The 21,919-nt window shown below is 58.2% G+C and carries 19 protein-coding genes and 1 tRNA gene; 9 read left to right on the forward strand and 11 right to left on the reverse strand.

What is annotated here, in order from left to right:
• Nucleotides 1-141: 141 nt before the first annotated feature.
• From ACNAZS_RS03425 to ACNAZS_RS03465, 9 genes are all read left to right on the forward strand, one after another.
• A complete protein-coding gene (locus ACNAZS_RS03425) occupies nucleotides 142-1,461 on the forward strand; it encodes an integrase (RefSeq protein WP_415786155.1) in 1,320 nt (439 codons plus the stop codon).
• The gene (locus ACNAZS_RS03430; protein ID WP_415786157.1) at nucleotides 1,461-2,273 is read left to right on the forward strand and encodes a hypothetical protein; all 813 of its coding nucleotides are present in this window, start codon (nucleotides 1,461-1,463) and stop codon (nucleotides 2,271-2,273) included. Before ACNAZS_RS03425 ends, ACNAZS_RS03430 begins: the two co-directional genes overlap by 1 nt.
• Before the next feature lie 78 nt (nucleotides 2,274-2,351).
• On the forward strand, nucleotides 2,352-2,567 hold the full coding sequence (locus tag ACNAZS_RS03435; protein ID WP_415786159.1) for a helix-turn-helix transcriptional regulator: 216 nt from the start codon (nucleotides 2,352-2,354) through the stop codon (nucleotides 2,565-2,567).
• Between the two features lie 119 nt (nucleotides 2,568-2,686).
• The gene (locus ACNAZS_RS03440; protein ID WP_415786161.1) at nucleotides 2,687-2,968 is read left to right on the forward strand and encodes a hypothetical protein; all 282 of its coding nucleotides are present in this window, start codon (nucleotides 2,687-2,689) and stop codon (nucleotides 2,966-2,968) included.
• A 2-nt stretch (nucleotides 2,969-2,970) separates the two neighbouring features.
• The gene (locus tag ACNAZS_RS03445; protein WP_415786163.1) at nucleotides 2,971-5,181 is read left to right on the forward strand and encodes a phage NrS-1 polymerase family protein; all 2,211 of its coding nucleotides are present in this window, start codon (nucleotides 2,971-2,973) and stop codon (nucleotides 5,179-5,181) included.
• Between the two features lie 484 nt (nucleotides 5,182-5,665).
• On the forward strand, nucleotides 5,666-6,049 hold the full coding sequence (locus tag ACNAZS_RS03450; RefSeq protein WP_415786165.1) for a hypothetical protein: 384 nt from the start codon (nucleotides 5,666-5,668) through the stop codon (nucleotides 6,047-6,049).
• A 498-nt stretch (nucleotides 6,050-6,547) separates the two neighbouring features.
• Nucleotides 6,548-7,558 (forward strand): phage major capsid protein, encoded by a 1,011-nt coding sequence (locus ACNAZS_RS03455; RefSeq protein ID WP_415786167.1) that lies wholly within the window; start codon nucleotides 6,548-6,550, stop codon nucleotides 7,556-7,558.
• 210 nt (nucleotides 7,559-7,768) lie between these two features.
• The gene (locus ACNAZS_RS03460) at nucleotides 7,769-7,966 is read left to right on the forward strand and encodes a hypothetical protein (protein ID WP_415786169.1); all 198 of its coding nucleotides are present in this window, start codon (nucleotides 7,769-7,771) and stop codon (nucleotides 7,964-7,966) included.
• 576 nt (nucleotides 7,967-8,542) lie between these two features.
• Entirely contained in the window at nucleotides 8,543-9,124 is a 582-nt protein-coding gene (locus ACNAZS_RS03465; RefSeq protein ID WP_415786171.1) for a hypothetical protein, read from the forward strand.
• Between the two features lie 25 nt (nucleotides 9,125-9,149).
• Here the strand turns inward: ACNAZS_RS03465 and ACNAZS_RS03470 are convergent, their stop codons facing one another.
• The 11 genes from ACNAZS_RS03470 to hflX form a co-directional block, all read right to left on the reverse strand.
• Nucleotides 9,150-9,464: a hypothetical protein gene (locus ACNAZS_RS03470; RefSeq protein ID WP_415786173.1), complete on the reverse strand. Its 315-nt coding sequence runs from the start codon at nucleotides 9,462-9,464 to the stop codon at nucleotides 9,150-9,152.
• A 142-nt stretch (nucleotides 9,465-9,606) separates the two neighbouring features.
• Nucleotides 9,607-9,685 (reverse strand) — tRNA-Ile (locus ACNAZS_RS03475).
• A gap of 16 nt (nucleotides 9,686-9,701) precedes the next feature.
• A complete protein-coding gene (rpoD, locus tag ACNAZS_RS03480) occupies nucleotides 9,702-11,999 on the reverse strand; it encodes an RNA polymerase sigma factor RpoD (RefSeq protein ID WP_415786175.1) in 2,298 nt (765 codons plus the stop codon).
• Nucleotides 12,000-12,494: 495 nt separating this feature from the next.
• Nucleotides 12,495-14,597: a DNA primase gene (gene dnaG, locus ACNAZS_RS03485; RefSeq protein WP_415786177.1), complete on the reverse strand. Its 2,103-nt coding sequence runs from the start codon at nucleotides 14,595-14,597 to the stop codon at nucleotides 12,495-12,497.
• A 19-nt stretch (nucleotides 14,598-14,616) separates the two neighbouring features.
• Entirely contained in the window at nucleotides 14,617-14,829 is a 213-nt protein-coding gene (gene rpsU / locus ACNAZS_RS03490) for a 30S ribosomal protein S21 (RefSeq protein WP_012417992.1), read from the reverse strand.
• A gap of 306 nt (nucleotides 14,830-15,135) precedes the next feature.
• A complete protein-coding gene (locus tag ACNAZS_RS03495) occupies nucleotides 15,136-15,684 on the reverse strand; it encodes a phosphoribosyltransferase (RefSeq protein ID WP_415786180.1) in 549 nt (182 codons plus the stop codon).
• A gap of 141 nt (nucleotides 15,685-15,825) precedes the next feature.
• Nucleotides 15,826-17,121: an adenylosuccinate synthase gene (locus tag ACNAZS_RS03500; protein WP_415786182.1), complete on the reverse strand. Its 1,296-nt coding sequence runs from the start codon at nucleotides 17,119-17,121 to the stop codon at nucleotides 15,826-15,828.
• Between the two features lie 78 nt (nucleotides 17,122-17,199).
• The gene (locus ACNAZS_RS03505; protein ID WP_415786184.1) at nucleotides 17,200-18,357 is read right to left on the reverse strand and encodes an ATP phosphoribosyltransferase regulatory subunit; all 1,158 of its coding nucleotides are present in this window, start codon (nucleotides 18,355-18,357) and stop codon (nucleotides 17,200-17,202) included.
• Nucleotides 18,358-18,569: 212 nt separating this feature from the next.
• Nucleotides 18,570-19,460, reverse strand: coding sequence for a protease modulator HflC (hflC, locus tag ACNAZS_RS03510; protein WP_415786186.1), 891 nt, complete (start codon nucleotides 19,458-19,460; stop codon nucleotides 18,570-18,572).
• Between the two features lie 18 nt (nucleotides 19,461-19,478).
• Nucleotides 19,479-20,783, reverse strand: a complete 1,305-nt coding sequence (gene hflK, locus ACNAZS_RS03515) for an FtsH protease activity modulator HflK (protein ID WP_415786188.1) — start codon at nucleotides 20,781-20,783, stop codon at nucleotides 19,479-19,481.
• Nucleotides 20,749-21,855 carry a GTPase HflX gene (gene hflX / locus ACNAZS_RS03520; RefSeq protein WP_415786190.1) on the reverse strand — a complete coding sequence of 369 codons (1,107 nt, stop codon included), beginning with the start codon at nucleotides 21,853-21,855 and terminating at the stop codon, nucleotides 20,749-20,751. Before hflX ends, hflK begins: the two co-directional genes overlap by 35 nt.
• Between the last annotated feature and the right edge of the window lie 64 nt (nucleotides 21,856-21,919).

Raw genomic sequence — 21,919 nt, forward strand, 5'->3', positions numbered from 1 at the left:
ATTATGAGGTCCAACAAGATCCAGCGATATCCAGAAATCTCAGAATATCGTTGAAAAATAAGGGTTTCTAGTCCATATTCATCCGAAGCCGTCTGATTTCATCGTGACGAATTCTGGCAACAAACTGGCAACGGATAAATTATGGCCACCACCGGACAAACCCTCCGCAACCTAAAACCCGGCGTATTCACCACGCTGCAAAAGGTCAATCCGACGGGCGCTCTGCAAGTCCGCAAGCAAGCCAACGGCGCTATCACTTTTTACTGGCGCTACACGATGGACGGGAAAAGCGAACGTGTGGTTATCGGACTATACGACCCGTCCGCACCGCCCAAAAAAACCGAGCCTACTAACGCGGGCGGATACTCCATCCTCGCCGCCGAACGTGCGGCTGAAAAGAAAGCCGCCGAACACCACAACTACCGAAATAGCGGAGGCTGGCCGGCGTTGCAAGAGCAAAAACACAGAGAACGCAAAGCGGCAGAGATAGCTAAAACGGCCGTCGAACAATTCACCCTCGCCCGTCTCTGTGACGAATACTGTAACTACCTAAAGGCACTGAAACGTGACGCCCACCGCGACGCGGCCAGCATATTCCGATTACACATAAAAGAGGCGTGGCCCGCGAAAGCAGCAATGCCCGCCAATAGCGTCGAGATAGACGACGTGGCCGACATGATGCGCCGCTTACATGAACAAAATAAAGGCCGAACCGCTAATAAGCTGCGTAGCTACCTGCGATCCGCCTATCAAGCCGCCCTATCCGCAAGAACAAAGCCTGATATCCCGGTTTTATTTAAAAGTTTCGGAGTCACCGCGAACCCCGTAGCGGGAGTGATGCCGGATGAAACGCAGAACCGAGCCGATAAGCGCCCGCTATCCGAATCGGAATTGCGCAGGTACTGGCGGATTATTCGAGGCATCCACGATTTACGAGGGGCGGCCCTTCGCTTGCACCTATTAACTGGCGGCCAACGTATCGCACAGTTGGTTAGGCTACGCAATGAGCACGCGGGCAAGCGTGAAATCACTATCTACGATGGCAAGGGACGACCCGGGCAAGAGCCCCGCGCCCACATTCTGCCGCTGACTGACGCTGCGATCGAAGCTATCGCCGGTTGCCGCTCCGACGGGATATATGCAATTTCGACGGATGATGGCGTAACCCACGTGGCGCCCACGACGCTCAGTGGCTGGGCCGCTGAAATTGTGGGCGACAAGATAGCGGACTTCCAACTCAAGCGCGTCCGCTCCGGCATAGAGACCATTCTAGCCAGTGCGGGAGTATCAACCGATACGCGGGGCCGCTTGTTATCACACGGCATCGCGGGCGTACAGAATCGGAACTACAACGCATACGACTACATCAACGAAAAGCGAGCCGCGTTAGAAACGCTTTTTATGCTGCTGGAGCGAAAAACCACCGATAACGTAACGACCCTAAAGCGGAGGACTGGGTAATGGCCCGTGCGGACAAAGCCAAGGTGCGCTATGCATTCGAGAGTGGAGGCGACGAAGAACGGCCCCTAGCAAACGCCACGGAGCAAATCATTCGGGAGTACGAAAGAATGGCCGCGTCCGACGAACCGCAATTGCGCGCGCGCGGCCAGAAGCGGCTCGAGGAAATAGAGAAACTTGGCGTCGAAGGCCGACAACTATCGGGGCGGCGCGCCGCTCAACGCGCGGGAAAGAAGAAAGACGACGCGCTCGTATTGAGATGGCTCGAGCGGATCGCACCGTTGCACCCGGACGCCAAACCGGCCGCTCTGTGGAATTTGCTCTTTAAGTATCTCGAGGCTGAGGGATTAAAGCCAAGCAAAGACCTCAAGATCCGCAGCAACAAGGCAAAAGAGCCAATCATTCGCTTTGGGGACGATGACGTGATTTCCATGTCGGGATTTCGCGTAATGCTATATCGCCTACGAAATCCGGAGCCTGCCAACAAGCCGAATGATCGCGCTCGGAACGTACTGCTCCAACAATTCCGGGAATTTGAGGATGCGGATCAACCACGGAAAGCCAAGCAAGATAGAACCGCGTTCGTTGGCCCGGACGAAAACCGGGTACTCGTGAACGCCGTAGTGGAGAAGGTTCTACACCGGCACCGCGACGCTTACGCCCGCGAACTGTGGCCGGAATTTATCGCAGCGCTGGACGCTCTCGGGTTGAAACCCCGGGACAAACAGGACGCTGTGAAAACCGATGACGGCGCATCAATAACGTACGCCTCGTTTGCAAGCCGAGTAGCCAAGTTGCGTAAAAACACCAACTAAAAACGCAACATATCGCGGCTACGACGTATTCGTCCGGAACATTCCTCAGGTGCTCACTGACACCCGGAGACTTCCGACATGACTACGTTATCTCAACCCCAGCAAAAGCGTTTTATTCGATTGCCTGTCGTTAAAGACAAGACAGGCCAGGGTCGCTCGTCCATCTACGACGGCGTCGCTGCCGGCACGTTTCCCGCACCCGTAAAGATCGGTAGCCGGGCCGTCGCGTGGCTAGAACATGAGGTAGACGCGTGGATCGATGCGCGGGTGCAAGCCGCCCGTGATGCTCGCTAACGCTCTCTAAATCTCAAGCAACCCCAGCAAGATTATTAGCTGCCCTAGCCATCGGCCACAAAAAAAGCTCCCGTCGCGGGGCACATGGCGTAGCGAGGGAGCAATTGGATCTATCTATTATGATTCTCGCTGATTTCATTAAACGCGTCCAGACCACGCGCAATATCAATTTCGCCATCGCCGCGATGCGTGATGCTATCTCGGACCCTCCCGTACCTGGGACCACGGCCGCTAAGACATTTGTATATGCCCTGGATTGCCACTACGGTGCCGGTACTCTGCATGCCCCCGACCTGTCCACCCTTTGGGATTCGCTCGACGCTGATATGAAAAATCGGCTCGCGTCTGTCCTACTTCGTGAGTCGTACGACGCGCAATTCGGTATCCACCAGCGGGGCTAGCCATGCAGCAACTACCCCCCGCCCTGGCCGGGATGGCCCAGTACGCTACGTTTGTTCTATGGCGCCACGCTACTAATAAACGTGGCAAACCGATTAAAGCCGTCACGGATTCGACCGGCAAGATCCACAGCGCCCATGACCCCGCTGTACATATGACGTTCGAGGATGCCTCGACGCATGCGGCGCGTCTCGGATGTGGTGTCGGGTTTGTTTTTGGAGAAAACGACCCGTTTTGGTTTCTCGATATTGATAAATGCCTGCAACCCGATAACACGTGGTCGCCGCTCGCCACGACGTTATGCCAAGCGCTGGCCGGATGTGCGATCGAGGTATCGACGTCCGGTACGGGTCTACACATCATCGGGCGCGGCAAGTTACCCGACGACCACGCTTGCAAGAATACGGAACTCGGGATCGAACTCTACGACACGGGTCGATTCGTGGCGCTGACGGGCACGAATGCCTCGGGCGACTGCAACGCCGAGATATCCCCCGCGCTCGCGTCATGGCTCGTCGATTACTATTTCAAGCCCCGCGCGCGCCATAATTCCCCCGACTGGACGACCGAACCTTGCGACGAATGGCGCGGCCCCGTGGATGACGACGATCTGATTCGACGTGCCTGCCATTCGAAGTCGGCCGGCGCAGTATTCGGCAACCGCGCGACGTTCAATGATCTATGGTCCGATAACGTCGACGTACTAGCCACGTCGTACCCCCCGCAGAACGCATGGGATCCGTACGATCGGTCGTCGGCTGACCTCGCGCTTGCGTCACATCTGGCGTTCTGGACTGGGCGTAACGCCGAACGTATCGAACGTCTCATGCGTCAGTCGAAACTTGTACGTGAGAAGTGGGACAATCGAAGCGATTACCTACCAGCGACGATTATCGAAGCGTGCGCGCTGAATAAAGATGTGTGCCTCGATAAACCGGTTGCCGGACTGACTGCGAATGGGGCGTCTGTCGTTCTCGATACCGATAGCGGTCGGGAGATTTCGACGCGCGATCCGTTGCCGCATACGACGCTATCGGGGAAGCCTAAAGCCGTAAAAGAAAACTACGCCGAGGTATTCCAGCGCGCTGGTGTGATTTGCCGCTACGACGTGATCGGCAAGCGTGTAGAGATTCTAATTCCCGGCCATGCCTATCACTCCGACAAAAGCGACGTGGCAAGACTAGCTTGGCTCTCATCTTTATGCGCGCATTTCGGCCTGCCCCGCGACGTAATGCCCGACTACATCACGTACTTCGCCAATCAAAACCCCTATAACCCGGTACTGACGTGGATTGAGTCAAAGCCTTGGGATGGTGAATCTCGCCTGCCTCGGTTCTTCGAAACGATAACTCCCGCTAACGATTCGGCGTTGCCGGATGGGCGGCGACTTCGCGACGTGCTTATGTTGCGTTGGATGCTGACCGCCGTAGCCGCTGCGGCTAGTCCTGATGGATTCGCAACGCAAGGGATATTAGTTTTATCCGGCGCGCAAGGGCTCGGTAAATCTCGCTGGGTGGATAGTCTTGCACCGAACGAACTCGGCGTTATCCGAATCGGCGCGATTTTGAAGCCAGACGATAGGGACTCAATTACTGCGTCTGTAAGAACGTGGGTTACGGAGTTAGGCGAACTCGATGCAACGCTCAGAAAATCGGACGTGGCCCAGCTTAAGGCATTCATCACTAACCCCGCCGACGTGGTGCGCTTGCCCTATGAGCGCGCCGAATCGAAATTCGCACGCCGAACGGCATTCGTCGCAACGTGCAACAAGCATGAATTCTTGGTCGACGATACGGGGAATAGGAAATTTTGGGTTATCGCCACGTCTAACGTAAATGCTGATCACGGATTCGACATGCAGCAGGTATGGGCGGAAGTGCTCCATCTGTGGCGCGAGGGTCAACCAGCGTACTTACTGCCAGATGAAAGAGCGGCCCTTGATACGTCGAACGAGGACCATTCAGTTATTGACCCGATCGAGGATCAATTAACGACGCGCTTACGTTGGGATGCACCTAAAACGCAATGGACGTGGCGCAGCGTTACCCAAATATTGGCTGATGTGGGAGTAGACAGACCGAACAGGAGCGACACCACGAAGGCGGGGATTGTTCTTGAGAGGCTGGGTAGTCCGTTGAAACGATCAGCCACGGTGCGTTTGCGTTTAGCCCCGCCTGTTGCCTCGCCCTTCGCCGTCGCGGGTATTCAACCATGACACCGTATGACGCCGTCATCCACGTTATCAAGCAGGCGTCATGCCTGGAAACCCGCATGGATACTGGTTCTCTACTACCTATGTATACCTATGACACCTATTTATATAGAGATATATATAGATATAGGGGGGTAGAGGAGAGGAGCAACGGTAGACAGCAGCAGTGTGAACAACCACGGCCTCCAGGAGTGTTAGTAGTCTTTCGCTTAGGTGGCGTCATAGGTGCACACAACGCTGAGAGCAAGCATTCATGCGGGTTTCCAAGGGGCAACCCCGAAATTTGGCGTCATGATGGGCGTCATTTATTCGAGATGGACGCAACGGAGAATCGATGCGTACGTAGCGCGGGTAGCGTCGATGCCACTCCGACCGCATCACACGCCCACGGTGCGTATCAATCGCTCGGTCCGTGCGCTGGCTTATCTCAGGCTAACGAGACGCTTAGAGCGCCTCTATTGGCTATTCAAAATTTCGGGGAAAAATCATGCTGAGTCTTGCCGATGTTTTTGTTCGTTTCCCGGAAATTTCAGCGAGCGGTTTTAGAACTTCTGAAACGAGCGACGATGATCACGATCGTGAACGATTTAAATTATTCGTTGAACGAAACCGTGAAATCACGGCCGCCTTAAAATTTCTGGATGGCGTCGAAATTATCGAAACGTCCCGGATCGGAATACAGCTTCTCACGCATATAGCACAACGGCATCAAAACTCACGCATCTGCAACGGAGCAATGATCGTTGCTCTATTGATGGCCGGCGTTTCGATTGAAAGAGCCGTTTCGGATTCGCCGCACGTCTTGTGCTGCATCTGCCCACACTGGATCGAGACTCGCGCTCAAGAAACAAAACGGTGGCGCTATGTCTGATAAACGCCCACCGATCCGTAATGCTTTTGGCACGCTCGTGGGCAGAGTGAACGATCTGCCCTGGCCCGAACGCGTCACCGAGATTCAACGCAACGCGGGCAGTCTTATGGCCGGTCGTGCCTCGCCGGCAATTCAGCAATGGGCGGGCTCTGCTCTGTTTGCTCACTTCGAACGTGGCGTACCGCTCGATGCGGCATTAGGGCTCGTCCCTCCGCCTGGATGCAGATCGATGCATGACCACGTACGACGCGCGCGCTCGGACCGACTCCTCGTAGCGTTTGCTACTGCCGTTGGGAACGACCGTAGAGCGTTGCGCATTCTCCGAGGTAACGCCGTATGTCCCGACGCGGCCCGTCAAGCATACGACGCGCTGTTGGCGTGTGGTCATCCGCTCCCAACGGGACCTAACGCAATCACTCGATCTCGTCACCATATCGCGCTTAGCTCGCGGTGAAAGTCACCATGGAGGCTCTCTTACCTTTATTCGGAACTGACACCATGACTACCACCACCACCACACGCGCCGCAGGCCGGACCGCCGCACGATTCTTGAAAGCCCTAGCGGCTACGAGTGGCAATCCCATCGGGGCCAGCGCATTCATAGATGAGAAGCGCTGGCTGGACGGCCCCCAAATCAAGGCCGCCGTCGACATGCTTACGCAGGGCAACACACCCAGCCTGCAAGGCAGTGTCGGCGGCGACTTTATGCTCGCAGTGAGGCCAGCTACGATCATCGGCCGCCTGCCCCTTCTGCGCCGCGTGCCCGTCAATATTCGACTGGTTTACCAGACCGATGGCGTCCGGGCCTACTGGGTTCCGGAGCGCCGCAACAAGCCCATGAGCGCCGGGCGCTTCACGGACGCCGGCAGCATAGCGGCTCGCAAAGTTATCGCGCTCACCGTGATTACGGAAGAGCTAGCCCGCGCCGGGAATGGCGACGATCTCATCACGCGCGACTTGCAAGCCGCTGCCGTCGAACGGCTGGACTCCTCGTTTATCGATCAGGCCAACGCAGGCGTGGTCGACGAAGAACCCGCCTCGATTACCTATGGTGCGACCGCCATTCCCGGCACTACCGACCCTGCCGTCGACATTCGCGCCGCGCTCGCCGCGTTCAATGGACGCCTCGAATCGGCAGCATGGATCATGCACCCCACGGTTGCGGCATCGCTTAACCTGCGTGGCGGTGCATTTGAAACCGTGAACGCTCTTGGCGGTACGCTCGTTGGCATCCCTGTGGTCACATCGTCGGCCGTACCGCTTGATAGCAACGGTTCGTCGATCACGCTTCTTGACCAGGATTCCATAGAGTACGCCGGTCTCGATGGCGCCCAACTCCGCGTATCCACTGAGGCCGCTATCGAAATGGAATCGGACCCAACTACGGGCGCCAGCACGCTTGTATCGTTGTACCAAACGAATAGCGTCGGTCTGATCGCGGAGATGTACGCGAACTGGCGCGCACGTCCTGGTGCCGTGGTCGTCATTCAAGGGGCGAGTTATGGCTAAGCCAATCGACGTCCTACCACCGGGCGCGGCTGAGCGACTCCACGACAACGCATCGCGAATCATGGGCGAGTCTACGGACGCCCGCCTTCATGTGGCCGCCGCTTCGGCGTTTTCGATAGCCGTCCTGAAAGAGCTACTGCCCGTTCTGAAAGCTCAGAGCGAGCGAATCGCTCTGCTTGAGGATCACATCACAAGACCGGAGAAATAATCATGAGTCCAAATTTCCAACGCATCGTTAACGCGTTTCGAAGCGGGTTAACCGGGTCCCACGAACCGTCGGAGCCCGTTGCTGTGAGCGATGATCTCCTGAATGATTTAGGGATACTCATCGTCAAACACGCTTCTCTGACGGCGGATGATCTGAGAGCGGCTATGGACCGCGCTATCGATGTCTACGGGATCTACTGATCAACGCTCGTGTCGGGACTGTGGACGAACGCTCGCAGCCCCGACACCACGAGGAGGCCGACCACGGTTGTACTGTTCAACGTGTCGGCCGCGCCTTGCGCACCGTGACCCATGCGTTCAGTGTGGCGGCGTGGTCAAACATCCCCGGCGTCTGTTCTGCTCCGCCCCTTGCCTGCGCCTTGCGCACCATCGCCGCAAGCATCCGTTGGATCATGAGACATACCTCGCCCAAGTCACGCGTACGAGCAATGATTTCATTTGCGAACAGTGCGGTACGGCTGCACATCGCCGGCTGTCTGGCACCGCACGTAAGCGCGGCTATGTGAATCGTTGGTGCTCGCTGGCGTGTCGCAACGCTGCGATACGGGCCGCTCGCGACCCATGACGGTATGGGCGTCGGGTAGCGCCGGGGGGGGCCTAGAATGTCGAATCCATCAAAAAGCGGAATCCGCACCACTCCTCACGCGCGAACTTTTCTCCACATTTCATAATGTGAAATTCTGAATTACCGGGAATTTCTGCATCTGGCCTGGCCGTCTACGCTAGACTGCGCTTGACTCAGAAACGGGGCTCAGAATGCCAGAGAGAATAGAACTAGCAAGCGGCTTTACCGTGGCCAACTATCAGAATGCGCGCGACGCTGACGATAAGGACGCCCTGGCCGAGTTCGTAAAATGCCGATTCAACGAGCGCTATTTAATCCCCGCTGGCGTCAATGCACTATCAGACGGAGCCGTTCACGGGTTCACCATGATGGCGATTTCCTGCCTTCTCATCGAGACGCTACAGGCTTTCTACGAGGGTATGGCGGACACTAAGGGTTCATCCCGTGACATGTTTCTCCGGTTCTTTGCAAACAAGGACCTCGCCGAAGATCTCTCGGCGTTTAACGGGAACGACTGGTTCTACGCTGATATCCGCTGCGCCATCCTGCATCAAGGCGAAGCGCGAAACGGTTGGCGGATTCGACGGCTCGGCCCGCTGCTTGATCACGACAATCGAACCATTAACGCGCACGAATTCCTGAATGAATTACGGAAATCCGTAAACAACTATGCGGGCCTGATCCGGCGAAATGGTCAGCAGCTAGCGAATTTCCACGCGAAAATGGATGCGATCGTTAAGAACTGTGGGCCAAACGACGGCGAGCGCGACTAACGAAAGCGTGGCCGACAGATTGCGGTCAAGCGCCCTCTGGCAACTGGTCGCCAGGTTGCCAATCCCCCAGCCGCCAGCGCTCCTCGAATCCCTCGCCCGTAACGATCCCGGCGACCACGTCTCCGAGTGCTTGGATCTGCTGGAAGTCGGGCGTTGCTTTCTGTGCCCACCGCCTGACCGCGAATTCCCACGATGGGGTATCCAGATACTCGGAGATCTCCGGGGCCACGTCCGACAGGTAAAGCAGCGCGACTGCTTGATCATGCAGGACCGCTGCGATCGCCCACTCATCATCGAGGCGGATTTCGGAGAAATACTCGGGGATCGGGTACGTGGCCATGCGGTCTAACCTCCTCTGCACTCGCTGGAGCGTTGCGAACTGGCAACGATCAGAATTCTGGCAACAGACTGGCAACCATGCGGCGGAAAAGAAAACGCCGCCATTGCTGGCGGCGCTAAATTCCTGATTTCTCAGGGATTTTTGGTGGCCCCCCTGTGAGTCGAACACAGCACCAACGGATTATGAGTCCGCTGCTCTAACCAGGCATGAGCTAGAGGGCCGTTTAAAACTGACTGCTTATTGCCCTTCCAGGAAGCTCTTGAGCTTGTCTGCCCGGCTAGGGTGGCGCAGCTTGCGCAGCGCTTTAGCCTCTATTTGGCGTATGCGCTCACGCGTGACGTCGAATTGCTTGCCCACTTCTTCCAGGGTTTGGTCGGTGCTCATTTCGATACCGAAACGCATCCGCAAAACCTTGGCTTCGCGTGGGGTCAAGGAGTCTAACACTTCTTTGACCACATCGCGCATGGATCCATGCAATGCGGCGTCCGACGGTGCCAACGTCGCCGTGTCTTCGATGAAGTCACCCAAATGGGAGTCATCATCGTCACCGATCGGCGTTTCCATCGAGATCGGTTCTTTGGCGATCTTGAGGATCTTGCGGATCTTGTCTTCCGGCATGTCCATCTTTTGCGCCAGCGTCGCGGGATCCGGCTCGCCACCGGTTTCCTGCAAGATCTGACGGCTGATCCGGTTCATCTTGTTGATCGTTTCGATCATGTGAACCGGGATACGGATGGTACGTGCCTGGTCGGCGATAGAGCGCGTGATGGCCTGACGAATCCACCACGTGGCATACGTCGAGAACTTGTAGCCACGACGGTATTCGAACTTGTCCACGGCCTTCATCAAGCCGATGTTGCCTTCCTGGATCAGATCCAGGAATTGCAAGCCACGGTTGGTGTATTTCTTGGCGATCGAGATCACCAGGCGCAGGTTGGCCTCAGTCATTTCGCGCTTGGCCTTGCGAGCCTTGGCTTCGCCGGTGGCCATGCGCTTGTTGACGTCTTTCAGGTCCTTGAGCGGCAGGACGACGCGCGTTTGCAGGTCGATGAGCTTTTGCTGCAGTTCTTGGACTGCCGGCACCTGACGTTCGAGCGTCAGGGAATACGGATGACCTGCCGCGACTTCGGCCAACACCCAATCGAGGTCGGTTTCGTGACCTGGGAAGGTCTTGATGAAGTGACTGCGCGGCATACCTGCCCGATCCACGCAGGTGTGCAGTACGGCGCGCTCGACTTGGCGAACCTCTTCGACTTGCGCACGCAGCGTATCGGCCAGTTTTTCCACCATTTTGGCGGTAAAACGGATACCCATCATTTCGACCAGGATGGCCTCTTGGGCCGCAACGTACACGTCGGACTTGTAGCCATTCTGTTCGTACGACACACGCATCTTGTCGAACTGCTTGCTGACCTCGTCGAACTTGGCCAACGCCTTGACGCGCAGATCTTCGAGCTGCTTGCTCGACATGCCGCCGGCGGGGCCGTCGTCGCTTTCGTCTTCGTCAGCCGTCACGCCGGCGCCCGCGTACTCGGCACCGTCTTCGGGATCAACCAGACCGTCGACAACTTCGTCGATCTGGGCCTGGCCTTCGCGCACTCGCGTGATATGGCTGAGAATTTCCGTGATGGTAGTCGGGCACGCCGAGATCGCCATCACCATGTGCTTCAGGCCGTCTTCGATGCGCTTGGCGATTTCGATTTCGCCTTCGCGCGTCAACAACTCGACCGTACCCATTTCGCGCATGTACATACGCACCGGGTCAGTCGTACGACCAAAGTCGGAATCCACCGTGGTCAACGCGGCTTCGGCTTCGTCTTCGACGTCATCGTCGTTGGACGCCACCGGCGCGTTTTCGCTCATGAGCAGCGTTTCGGCATCGGGCGCCTGGTCATAGACCGCGATACCCATGTCGCTAAACGTGCTGATGATGCCGTCGATGGCTTCGGCATCAACCAAATCATCGGGCAGATGATCGTTGATTTCGCCGTAGGTCAGGTAGCCGCGATCCTTACCCAGCTTGATCAACTGTTTGAGTCGATTGCGGCGGGCTTCGTATTCCTCGGGCGAAACGGGGCCGCGAGCGATCAGATCCTTGGCATCGCCCTTGCCGCGCTTGCCACCGCGCTTGGGCGGCTTCAGATCAGGCAGGACCTCGGCGTCGCCGTCCATCGAATCGTCGAAACCATCGGAATCGTTATTCGCGTTTTTGGCGGGACGCCCAGGACGGCGACCGCTGGATGGCCGAGCCCCCCCGCCGACCAGGTCAGCGAGTTTGTCTTCGGCTTTTTTGGCACGCGTTGTCTTGACAGCCTTTGCCGCAGAGGCTGCCGGTTTCGCTGCTTTTTTGGCAGCGGTCTTTGTCGCCGCAGCAGTTTTTGTTGCCGTAGCGGTTTTTGTTGCTGTTTTAGAGACCTTCACTGCCGCTTTGGCAGGCGCTTTTTCCGCCGCCTTGCTGACAGCACGCGTGGCCGTCTTGACGAGCGTACCGGCCTCGTCATTTGCAGGGGAGGTTTTGCCTGATGTTCTGGTCATAGTCGCTTCCGTGGTCGTCGCAACCCGTGATTGGGGTCATTGCACCGCATAAACCGGCCGCACGCGCAAACGCGCCGCGATCCGGTCGATGCGGGTAAAACAGGCAAGCACGCTGAAATCACGTGCGCTACATTGTCTGTAGCGCGGATCCGCATGGATCCCACTGTTGCCCCCTCTAGCCTGACGGCCCAGGGGCGCCGCGTATCGCGAATTCGTTCCGGCCGGGTTTCCGGGCGTCGGGATGGGCTGTCTTGCCTGCGACAGGCTCTGCCAGTCTGAAGGGGTCTTGCCCCCAAGCTGCTTGCGATAGATACAGCCCCACCCTACGACGCCGCTGGCCAAAACCCTGGCCGGACCTGCGTACTTACCACCTAATTGTAACAACTTCAGCGGCCACATAGGTCATCTCATTGACACATGTTGATCTTTGACCCACATAGTGAAAATTGCGATCCGTAGTGCTATACCGCTGGAAAACCTTTAATTGTACCGTACTTAGTGTTTCCCGCTATTCTTGAGAACCAGCAAATGCGCGGACAGTTCCTGGTAACGCTGACGGGCTTCGTCCGTACTCAGCCCGGCCGCCGCCAGCCCGGACATTTCCGCTCGGACGGCCTCGAACTCGATCCTGCGTAGCGCGTCGTCCCATTCGGTCTGAGGCTCGGGCAGATCCTCCTGTGCCAGCAGATCTGCCCGCAGACTTTTTAGAACAGTCGCCAGATCGGAATCCGGATCGGCAGCCTGCAACAACGCGCCAACATGGCGTGCGCCGCTAGCTTGGGCCAACATGATCAAATCCCTGACTAACCCTAGATGGGGGCCCTTGTCCAGAACTTCAAGCTGCTGATCGCCCATAGTGTCGACTAATTCGGGATGCGCGAGCAATAGCGTCAGCAAGCGCTTGGCCAGCGAGGGCATCGTGCGCCGCCCTTCGTAGCCACCGATACCGTCGTTGCGTTTACCACGCCACTGGCCGCTGCCGCCTTTGCCGCCCTGCCAATTACCCTTCTGGCCGTCTTTCCAATTGCTTTTTCGGCCACTTTGCCAGTTTTCTTGGGCGCCAGGCTGGCCGCTCCAACCCCGACCCTGTGCGGAATCGTCAAAACCCATCCCGGATACAGGCTCGCTTTCGTAGCTGAAATCCGCCGGTTGATAGTCAAAATCCGGAGGGGGACCATCGGAATGGCCGTAATCATCGACCCGATCCACCCCGGACGCCGCCGTGCCGGAGGATGCCGCGGCATGCGGCGGCACAGTGCCCCCCGTCGCGGGCTTTCCGGGGGCAGGCTGGGCAAATGGACGGGCCGGCGCCTGCGCCAACACCTGAGCCATTTCCTCGGGCGTCAATTGCACCTGACGCGCCATTTCGCGCTCGATCTGCAACCGCAGCGCGCACTCGGGGATAGCCGCCAACAAGGGCTTGGCCTCGTGCAAACAACTGGCGCGACCCTCGGCCTCGGCCAGATTGTGCCGTGAGGCGAGCTCCTCGAGCAAGAACCGCGACAACGCCATGGCGTCAGCCAAAGAGTCCCTGAACGCCTCGGGCCCCAATTCGCGTACGTAGGAGTCCGGATCGTGCTCGGCGGGCAGAAACAAAAAACGAATCGCAATATCATCGCGCAGCACGGGCAAGCATGCCTGCAAGGCGCGCCAAGCCGCGCGGCGGCCGGCAGCGTCACCATCGAAGCTGAACACGACCTTGTCGCTGGCGCGCAGCAATTTTTTGACGTGGTCGGGCGTGGTGGCAGTACCCAGCGTGGCGACAGCGTGGGCAATGCCCTGCTGTGCCAGGCCCACCACGTCCATGTAGCCCTCGACGACGATCACCTGCCCTTCCTTGCGAATGGCCTGCCGGGCCTCCCAGAGGCCGTAAAGCTCCTGGCCCTTTGAAAACACCGGCGTTTCCGGTGAGTTCAGGTATTTGGGCTCACCTTTGCCGATGATGCGGCCGCCAAAACCCACCAGACTGCCGCGTGCGTTTCGGATAGGGAACATCACGCGCTCGCGAAAACGATCGTAACGACGGCCGTCTTCGGACTCGATCACCAAGCCAGCTTCGACTAGCGTGGGATCGTCGTAATGACTGAAAACCTTGGACAAACCGTGGCGGTCGGTACCTGACCACCCCAGACCAAAATGCGCCGCGACCTCTCCCGTCAAGCCACGCTGCTTCAGATACTGAATAGCGGCGGAAGACGCGCGCAACTGGCGCAAATAATGCGCTTGCGCGGCGTCCAGCACCTGCGTATGGCGAGACGTCTCGGCCTTTCGACGCGCGGATTCAGCCTGCTGGCGCGGGCTGCGGTCTTCTTCGGGGACGGTCATTCCGACTGAGCCGGCGAGCGTGCGCACGGCCTCGGGGAAACTGCTGCCCGTATGCTCCATCAGGAAAGTGATGGCGGTACCATGCGCGCCGCAACCGAAACAGTGATAGAACTGCTTGGTCGGGCTGACGGTAAACGACGGGCTTTTTTCGTTATGAAACGGGCACAGGCCAAGTAAATTGGCCCCACCCTTTCGCAACTGCACATATCGCCCGACGACATCTGCAACGTCGACCCGGGCGAGTAAATCTTGAATGAATGATTCTGGAATCAATAAATTCGGGAATCAAAAATCAATACATGCGAGGAGGCAGTTGCTGGCTACGAATCCGCTTGTAGTGGCGCTTGACCGCGGCGGCGTGCTTGCGCTTGCGCTCAGCGGTGGGCTTCTCGTAGAACTCGCGCGAACGCAGCTCGGTGAGCAAACCGGTCTTCTCAATCGTGCGCTTGAAGCGGCGCAGGGCGGCTTCGAACGGCTCGTTTTCCTTCAGTCGAACAATAGGCATAAAGTGGCAAACCTGCTTGGGATAACAAAAAGTTGAAAATACAGGGTGCGCTAACTGCAAGCCCGGCATAGTTTATTGACAGATCTTTGCCCTATTTCAGGCTCGATTTTTGAGCCTGGCGCCCCAAATACAGCAAGCGGCCAAGCAAAAAAACGTCAGTAAATCACGCCCATCCACGCCTATGCACCCTGGCGCCCCTTATAGGGTTCAGCGATAACCGGAGATTCTAACACGGTAATCGAAAAATTTCACATCTGTAAAACGACAAGACGTATGAAACCGGCAGCATCGCGCTGCCCGCCTGCGCTAGGCGACGGTCGACGAGCCTTTGCGAATCCACGCTTCGAGCTGATGCGGACGAAGACTATCGTAATCCTCGAACGGCTGGTGAATCCAGGGATTCGTGGGCAGTTTTTCCACAAAATAGTCTGGCGTGGCCTTGGAGTGGCCCTTCCACCACAATACCGCGCTGCGTAATTCGCTGATCTCTGGGAACTGTTGCTGCAAGTGCTCGCGCACCCGGTTGAATGTCAGACCCGTGTCAACCATATCGTCGACCAGCAATACCCGACCGGCCGGCGCGCCGCGCGTGATCGTAATGAATTTGGCGATATCCAGGTCGCCTTGTTTGGTACCAGCCGCCTCGCGATAGCTGCTGGTGGCCAAAATACCCAGCGGCGCATCGAAAATACGCGACATGACGTCACCCACGCGCACGCCGCCGCGCGCCAAACATAGAATCAGGTCGAACTTCCAGCCGGACTGATACACCTGCAGCGTCAGGCGTTCGATCAAACGGTTGTAGTTTTCCCAACTCACCCACACATGACTATCATCATTGACGGGCGTGCTCATGGCCAAGTTCTCCTAGAATGCAAAAGGCCGCCGTCGACATAGCCGACGGCGGCTTGGAATCATAACCCGACTGGCGATTCCTCTGAAACTCGAATCGCGGCGGCACACCATCGCTGGCGACCGCCATGGGTCGAGTGTGTATCAGCCTTTGAGCGGGTGACGCAGCACAATGGTTTCGTTGCGGTCCGGGCCCGTCGAAACGAGGTCGATCGGCACGCCACAAACCTCGGCGACACGCTCGAGATAGCGACGCGCCTGAACCGGAAGCTTGTCGTATTCGGTGATACCCACCGTCGACTCGCTCCAGCCGGGCAGCTCTTCGAGCACGGCTTCGGCCTGAGCCACGGCATGTGCGCCATAAGGCAGCACATCACGGAACTCGCCATTGACGCGGTAACCCACGCCCAACTGGATATTTTCCAAGCCGTCGAGCACGTCGAGCTTGGTGATGCACAAGCCGCTGATACCGTTGAGGCGCACCGAACGCTTGAGCGCGGCACCATCGAACCAGCCGCAACGACGCGCACGCCCCGTCACGGAACCGAATTCCTTGCCAATGGTGGCCAAACGCACACCGATCTCGTCTACCAGCTCCGTGGGAAACGGACCCGAGCCCACGCGCGTGGTGTAGGCCTTGGTAATGCCCAACACGTAGTCCAGCGACTGCGGACCCACGCCCGCGCCCGCCGACGCCGCACCAGCCAGGCAGTTGCTGCTGGTGACAAACGGGTAGGTACCGTGATCGACGTCAAGCAGCGCACCCTGCGCACCCTCGAACAACAGGCGCTGACCGGCTTGTTGCATGGCATACAGATTGCTGGACACGTCTTTGACCATGGGGGCGATAGCGGGAGCCAGCGCCATCGCCTGATCGCGCACTTGCTCAGCCGAGACCGGCTGCGCGCCCAGATACTGGGTCAGCACGAAGTTGTGATAGTCCAGCACCTCGGCAAGCTTTTCGTCGAACAGCGCGGGATTAAACAGGTCTTGTACACGAAGGGCGCGGCGCGCGATCTTGTCTTCGTATGCCGGGCCGATACCGCGGCCCGTAGTGCCGATTTTGCTGTCGCCTTTGCGGGCCTCGCGGGCCTGATCAATGGCGATGTGATACGGCAGAATCAGCGGGCAGATTTCAGAAATCTGCAGGCGCGAGCGTACATCCAGGCCGGCGGCTTCGAGCTCTTCGATTTCCTTGAGCAGCGCCTCGGGCGACAGCACAACGCCGTTGCCGATGAAGCACGTCACCCCAGGATGCATGATGCCCGACGGGATCAATCGCAGAATGGTTTTCTGACCATTGATCCACAGCGTATGGCCGGCGTTGTGACCGCCCTGAAAGCGCACCACGCCCTGGACGGACTCGGCCAGCCAGTCGACGATTTTGCCTTTGCCTTCGTCACCCCATTGGGTGCCGATAACCACTACGTTCTTGCTCATTGTACGAATCGATATCGAGTTTCTCGGGAAATCCGGAAATCTCCCTGCGGCCCCCTTGTAGACAAGGGGGAATCAGTTTTACAACGTTCGAACCACCCATGCGCCGTCTTTCAACGTCAACTCACGGTCGCAGATGAATTCATCCTGGCTTTGCTCGTGGCCAGGCAAGACCTGTACGACAATCTTGCCCTCGCGCCGCAATTGCCGCACTGCTGCAACCAAGGCGGGATCCTGGCCCCAGGGCGCGCGTACCGCACACGCCCGCTCGGCAGGCGGCAAGCCGCGTGCCAACTTTCGCAAATCCAGACTAAAACCTGTGGCGGGACGAGCCCGACCAAAAGCACGACTGACGTCGTCATAACGACCACCACTGACCAAGGCATCGTGCCAGCCCTCGGCATACAGCGCAAAGGTCACGCCAGAATGGTAGCCGTAGCCACCGATATCAGCCAGATCCACACCCAGCGCTACGTCGGGCATGGCATCAATGATGTTTTGCAGTGCATCGAGTGCGGCCGCCACACCAGGCAGCAAAGGCAGGTCGCGCCGGGCCTGCCCGAGGATCTCCGGCCCCCCGTAGAGGCCGGCCAGACATTGCAAGGCCGCCAGCGTGTCGGCACGCATGCCGTCCGCCTGTTGTGCCAAGCTCGCCAGGCCGGGGATGTCTTTTTCGCGCAGCAGCAAAATGATGTCTCGTACGCGCGCCGCGGCTGCGGGATCGGCGTCGACCAATGCGCGTACCACGCCGGGATGGCAGAGATCCAGGCGGGGCTGACGCACTCCTGCCGTCGCGACGGTATCCAGAACGAGCGAAATAATCTCGAGGTCCGCCTCGAACCCTGCATGGCCGTAGATCTCGGCGCCGATTTGCAGCAACTCGCGGCTGGACAATAAATCGGCCGGCCGGGCATGCAACACCGTGCCGCAATAGCAGAGCCTGGTGACGCCGGCACGATTGAGCAAGTGCGCGTCGATGCGCGTCACTTGCGGCGTCATGTCTGCCCTCACCCCCAAGGTGCGACCAGAAAGCTGATCGACCAACTTGCAGGTGCGCAGATCCAGATCGCTGCCGGTACCGGACAGCAATGAATCGATGTATTCGACCAAGGGCGGCGCGACTAGCTCAAAACCGTAGGTACGGTAAAGATCGAGCAGTCCGCGGCGTAGTTCCTCGATGCGCCGAGCCTCGGCCGGAAGTACGTCGGCAAGGTTTTCGGGCAGCAACCAGTTACCCATGAGTGTTTTTACCTGAATGACACTTGAAGAATTGCGTGGGCGACGCCCAAAACAAAAGCGGCTGAAAGGGCGTAAGCCCGCTCAGCCGCCTGCGGAATGTTTTCTAGCTTACGCGGTATTGTACATGGTTTGAGGGCTTGTGCAGTACGCGCGGTGGCGTACTGCACAAGCCCTTTTTCCTGAGGTTTCGCGTAGGACCTGAAAACCGGCGTTTACGGTTGGGCCGGCTTGGCCTGCCCGGTGGAACTCTTCATGAACTGGAAGTATTCCGAGCTCGGATCCACCACCAGGACGTCACCCGGCTTCGAGAACGACGAACGGTAGGCCTCCAGGCTCTTGTAGAACGAATAGAAGTCGGGGTCTTTGCCAAACGCGGCCGCATACAAACCGCTGGCCTCGGCATCGCCCTCACCCATCACCGTCTGCGCCTTGGCATACGCCTTGGCCAGGATCACCTCGCGTTCACGATCGGCTTCGGCACGAATTTTCTCGCCTTCTGCCGCACCGAGGGAGCGCAACTCGTTGGCGACGCGTTTGCGCTCCGCCTCCATACGACGATAGACGGATTCGGAGATTTCCGGCGCGAACTCAATCCGACGCAACCGGACATCGACGATCTGCACGCCCAATGGCTCAGCACGCTTGGCCACGGTGGTGAGAATTTCGGTCATGATCTTGTCGCGCTCTGACGACACGACTTCTTTGACGGTACGCACGTTAACCGACGCGTTCAGCGCATCGCGAATCTGCGCTTGCAGACGCTCTTGTGCGGCACGCTCGTTACCGCCAAAGGTCACGTAGTACAAGCGAGGATCGGCGATACGCCATTTGACGTACGAATCGATGAGCAGGTTTTTCTTTTCGGACGTCTGGATGCGCTCGGCCTCGGTGGTCTCGATCGTCAGGATGCGCTTGTCCAGCGTAACGACGTTTTGGAACGGCGGCGGCGCCTTGAAATACAGGCCGGGCTCGCTAATGACCTTGCGCACCTCCCCGAGTGAAAACACGAGGGCGTAATCGCGTTCGCGTACGGTAAAGACGCAGGAAGACAGGGCGGCCAGCACCAACAGAAGGCCGACCAGGATAGGCATGAAACGTTGCATGATCTTGGGCTCCCCGGATTAGCGCGTCAAACGATCGCGAGACAGCGTATTGCCACTGCTGCCACTATTACCGGTATTGCCGGACGAATTTGCGGTGCCAGTACTACGCGGGGGAGGTTCCGGCACGGCGGGCACGCTGGCGCCAGGCAACGCAGTGGGTTTCACCCCGGAAGCGTCACGCGCTGTTTGCTGCATGATCTTGTCGAGCGGCAAATACAGCATGTTGTTGCCGTTTTTGGTGTCGACCATGACCTTGCTGGCGTTCGCGAAAATTTGCTGCATCGTTTCCAGGTACATGCGTTCACGCATGATATTTGGCGCTTTTTGGTATTCAGCCAAAATGCTGTTGAAACGTGACGCATCGCCCTGCGCATCGCCAATGACCTTGGCGCGATAGCCTTCGGCCTGCTCAGCCATACGTGCCGCCTGACCACCCGCCAATGGGATGACCTGGTTGGCATAGGCCTGCCCTTCGTTGATCTGGCGCTCGCGGTCCTGGCCTGCCTTGACTGCGTCATCAAATGCGGCCTGCACTTGTTCGGGCGGCTGCACGTTCTGGATAGCCACAGTGCTGATCTGGATGCCCGACTTGTAACGATCGAGAATCTGCTGCATCAGGTTTTGAACCTCGACAGCGACTTCGGTACGGCCTTCGTATAGCACGAAATCCATGGGCTTCTTGCCCACGATTTCACGCATGGCGGTTTCGGAGGCTTGACGAACCGAATCGTCCGGGTCGCGCATATTGAACAGGTAATTCGGCGCCCCATCGGCACGCAGGCGGTACTGCACCACGAACTGCATATCGACGATATTTTCGTCAGTGGTGAGCATCAGCGATTCGGCCAACACCTTGTTGCGTGAGCCGCCCCGGAACCCGACTTCGAACGTACGAAGCTGGGAAATATTGACAGACTCGGTACTCTGGATCGGATACGGCAAACGCCATTGGAACCCAGGGGGTGCCGTGCTCTTGTATTTGCCGAACTGGGTCACCACCGCGACCTGGCCTTCCTGGACGATATAAAAACCGCTCGCCAACCACAGCAGTACCAGCACCCCGGCGATAACGCCCAGGCCGATACGGGCGCCGCGCGGCGACGGCGGCGTCATCCCGCGACCACCGCCAGGGCGATTATTGCCACCCCCGCCCTTACGGCCGAACAACGAGCCAATGCGGTTATTGAAATCGCGCCAGACCTCGTCGAGGTCGGGCGGATTGTCTCCGTTGCCTTTTGGCCTTTTGGGCGGCTCGGAGCCATTATTATTACCGCGACCCCAGCCGGGATCATTCAGATTGAAGAGTTTGGAAATTCGAGGCATTGTTTCCCACAATATGACCGATCTCTGCAATTGCCCCGCGCAATGCATCCAGACCGGCGCGCTCAGTAGCGCTTACAAATACTCGCGCAATCGTACCATGTGCATCACGCTCGATCCGAGGTTCCAGGCCAGCCCGATCAATCTTGTTGTGCACCAGAATGGTGGGAATCGATCCCGCGCCGATTTCGGCCAGGACTTTGTTGACCTCGGCGATCTGCTCGTCGCGTTGCGGACTGGCCGCATCCACCACGTGCAACAGTACGTCCGCGTGGATCGTTTCTTCGAGGGTGGCTCGAAATGCGGCGATCAAATTGGGGGGCAGATCACGGATAAAGCCCACCGTATCAGACAGCACGACAGATCCCGTGCCCTCGATCCAGATGCGACGCGTCGTGGTGTCCAGTGTGGCAAACAACTGATCTGCCGCATAGGCCCCCGCCCGGGTCAACGCATTGAACAAGGTGGACTTTCCTGCGTTGGTGTACCCCACCAATGAAACGGAAAGCGCACCGCCTCGCGCACGCGCGCGACGCTGTGTCACCCGCTGGCGCTCTACGCGATCCAGTCGTTCGCGCAGCATCTTGACCTTGGCGCCGATAATGCGGCGATCCATTTCGAGCTGCGCCTCACCAGGCCCTCGCATACCGATCCCGCCACGCTGGCGCTCCAAGTGAGTCCAGAGACGCGTCAACCGGGTGACCAGATGCTGCAACTGCGCCAACTCGACCTGTAGTTTGCCTTCGTGGCTTTTGGCGCGCAGCGCAAAAATATCCAGGATGAGTGCAACCCGGTCCACCACACGCAAACTGAACTCGCGCTCAAGGTTACGCTGCTGCGCGGGTGATAGTGGCTGATCGAACAAGACGATATCAGCCAGCAATGTGTTGGCCATCACGACGGCCTCTTGGACCTTGCCCGAGCCAATGAAAAACTTGGCATCGGGACGATCGCGCCGCGCCGTCACGGTGCCGACGATTTCGGCGCCCGCCCCACGCGCCAGCATGGCGAACTCTTCGGCATGCGCGGCGAAGTCAGGATTACCCAAATCAACGCTGATAATCAACGCACGCATACATTTTCCTTCAATCCGAGCCTACGGCTTGCTGCCCCAAAATGGGGCGTTTCTATCTTGGGGC

It is taken from the genome of Bordetella tumulicola (genome assembly GCF_965138755.1).
Taxonomy (GTDB): Bacteria; Pseudomonadota; Gammaproteobacteria; order Burkholderiales; family Burkholderiaceae_B; genus Bordetella_A; species Bordetella_A tumulicola.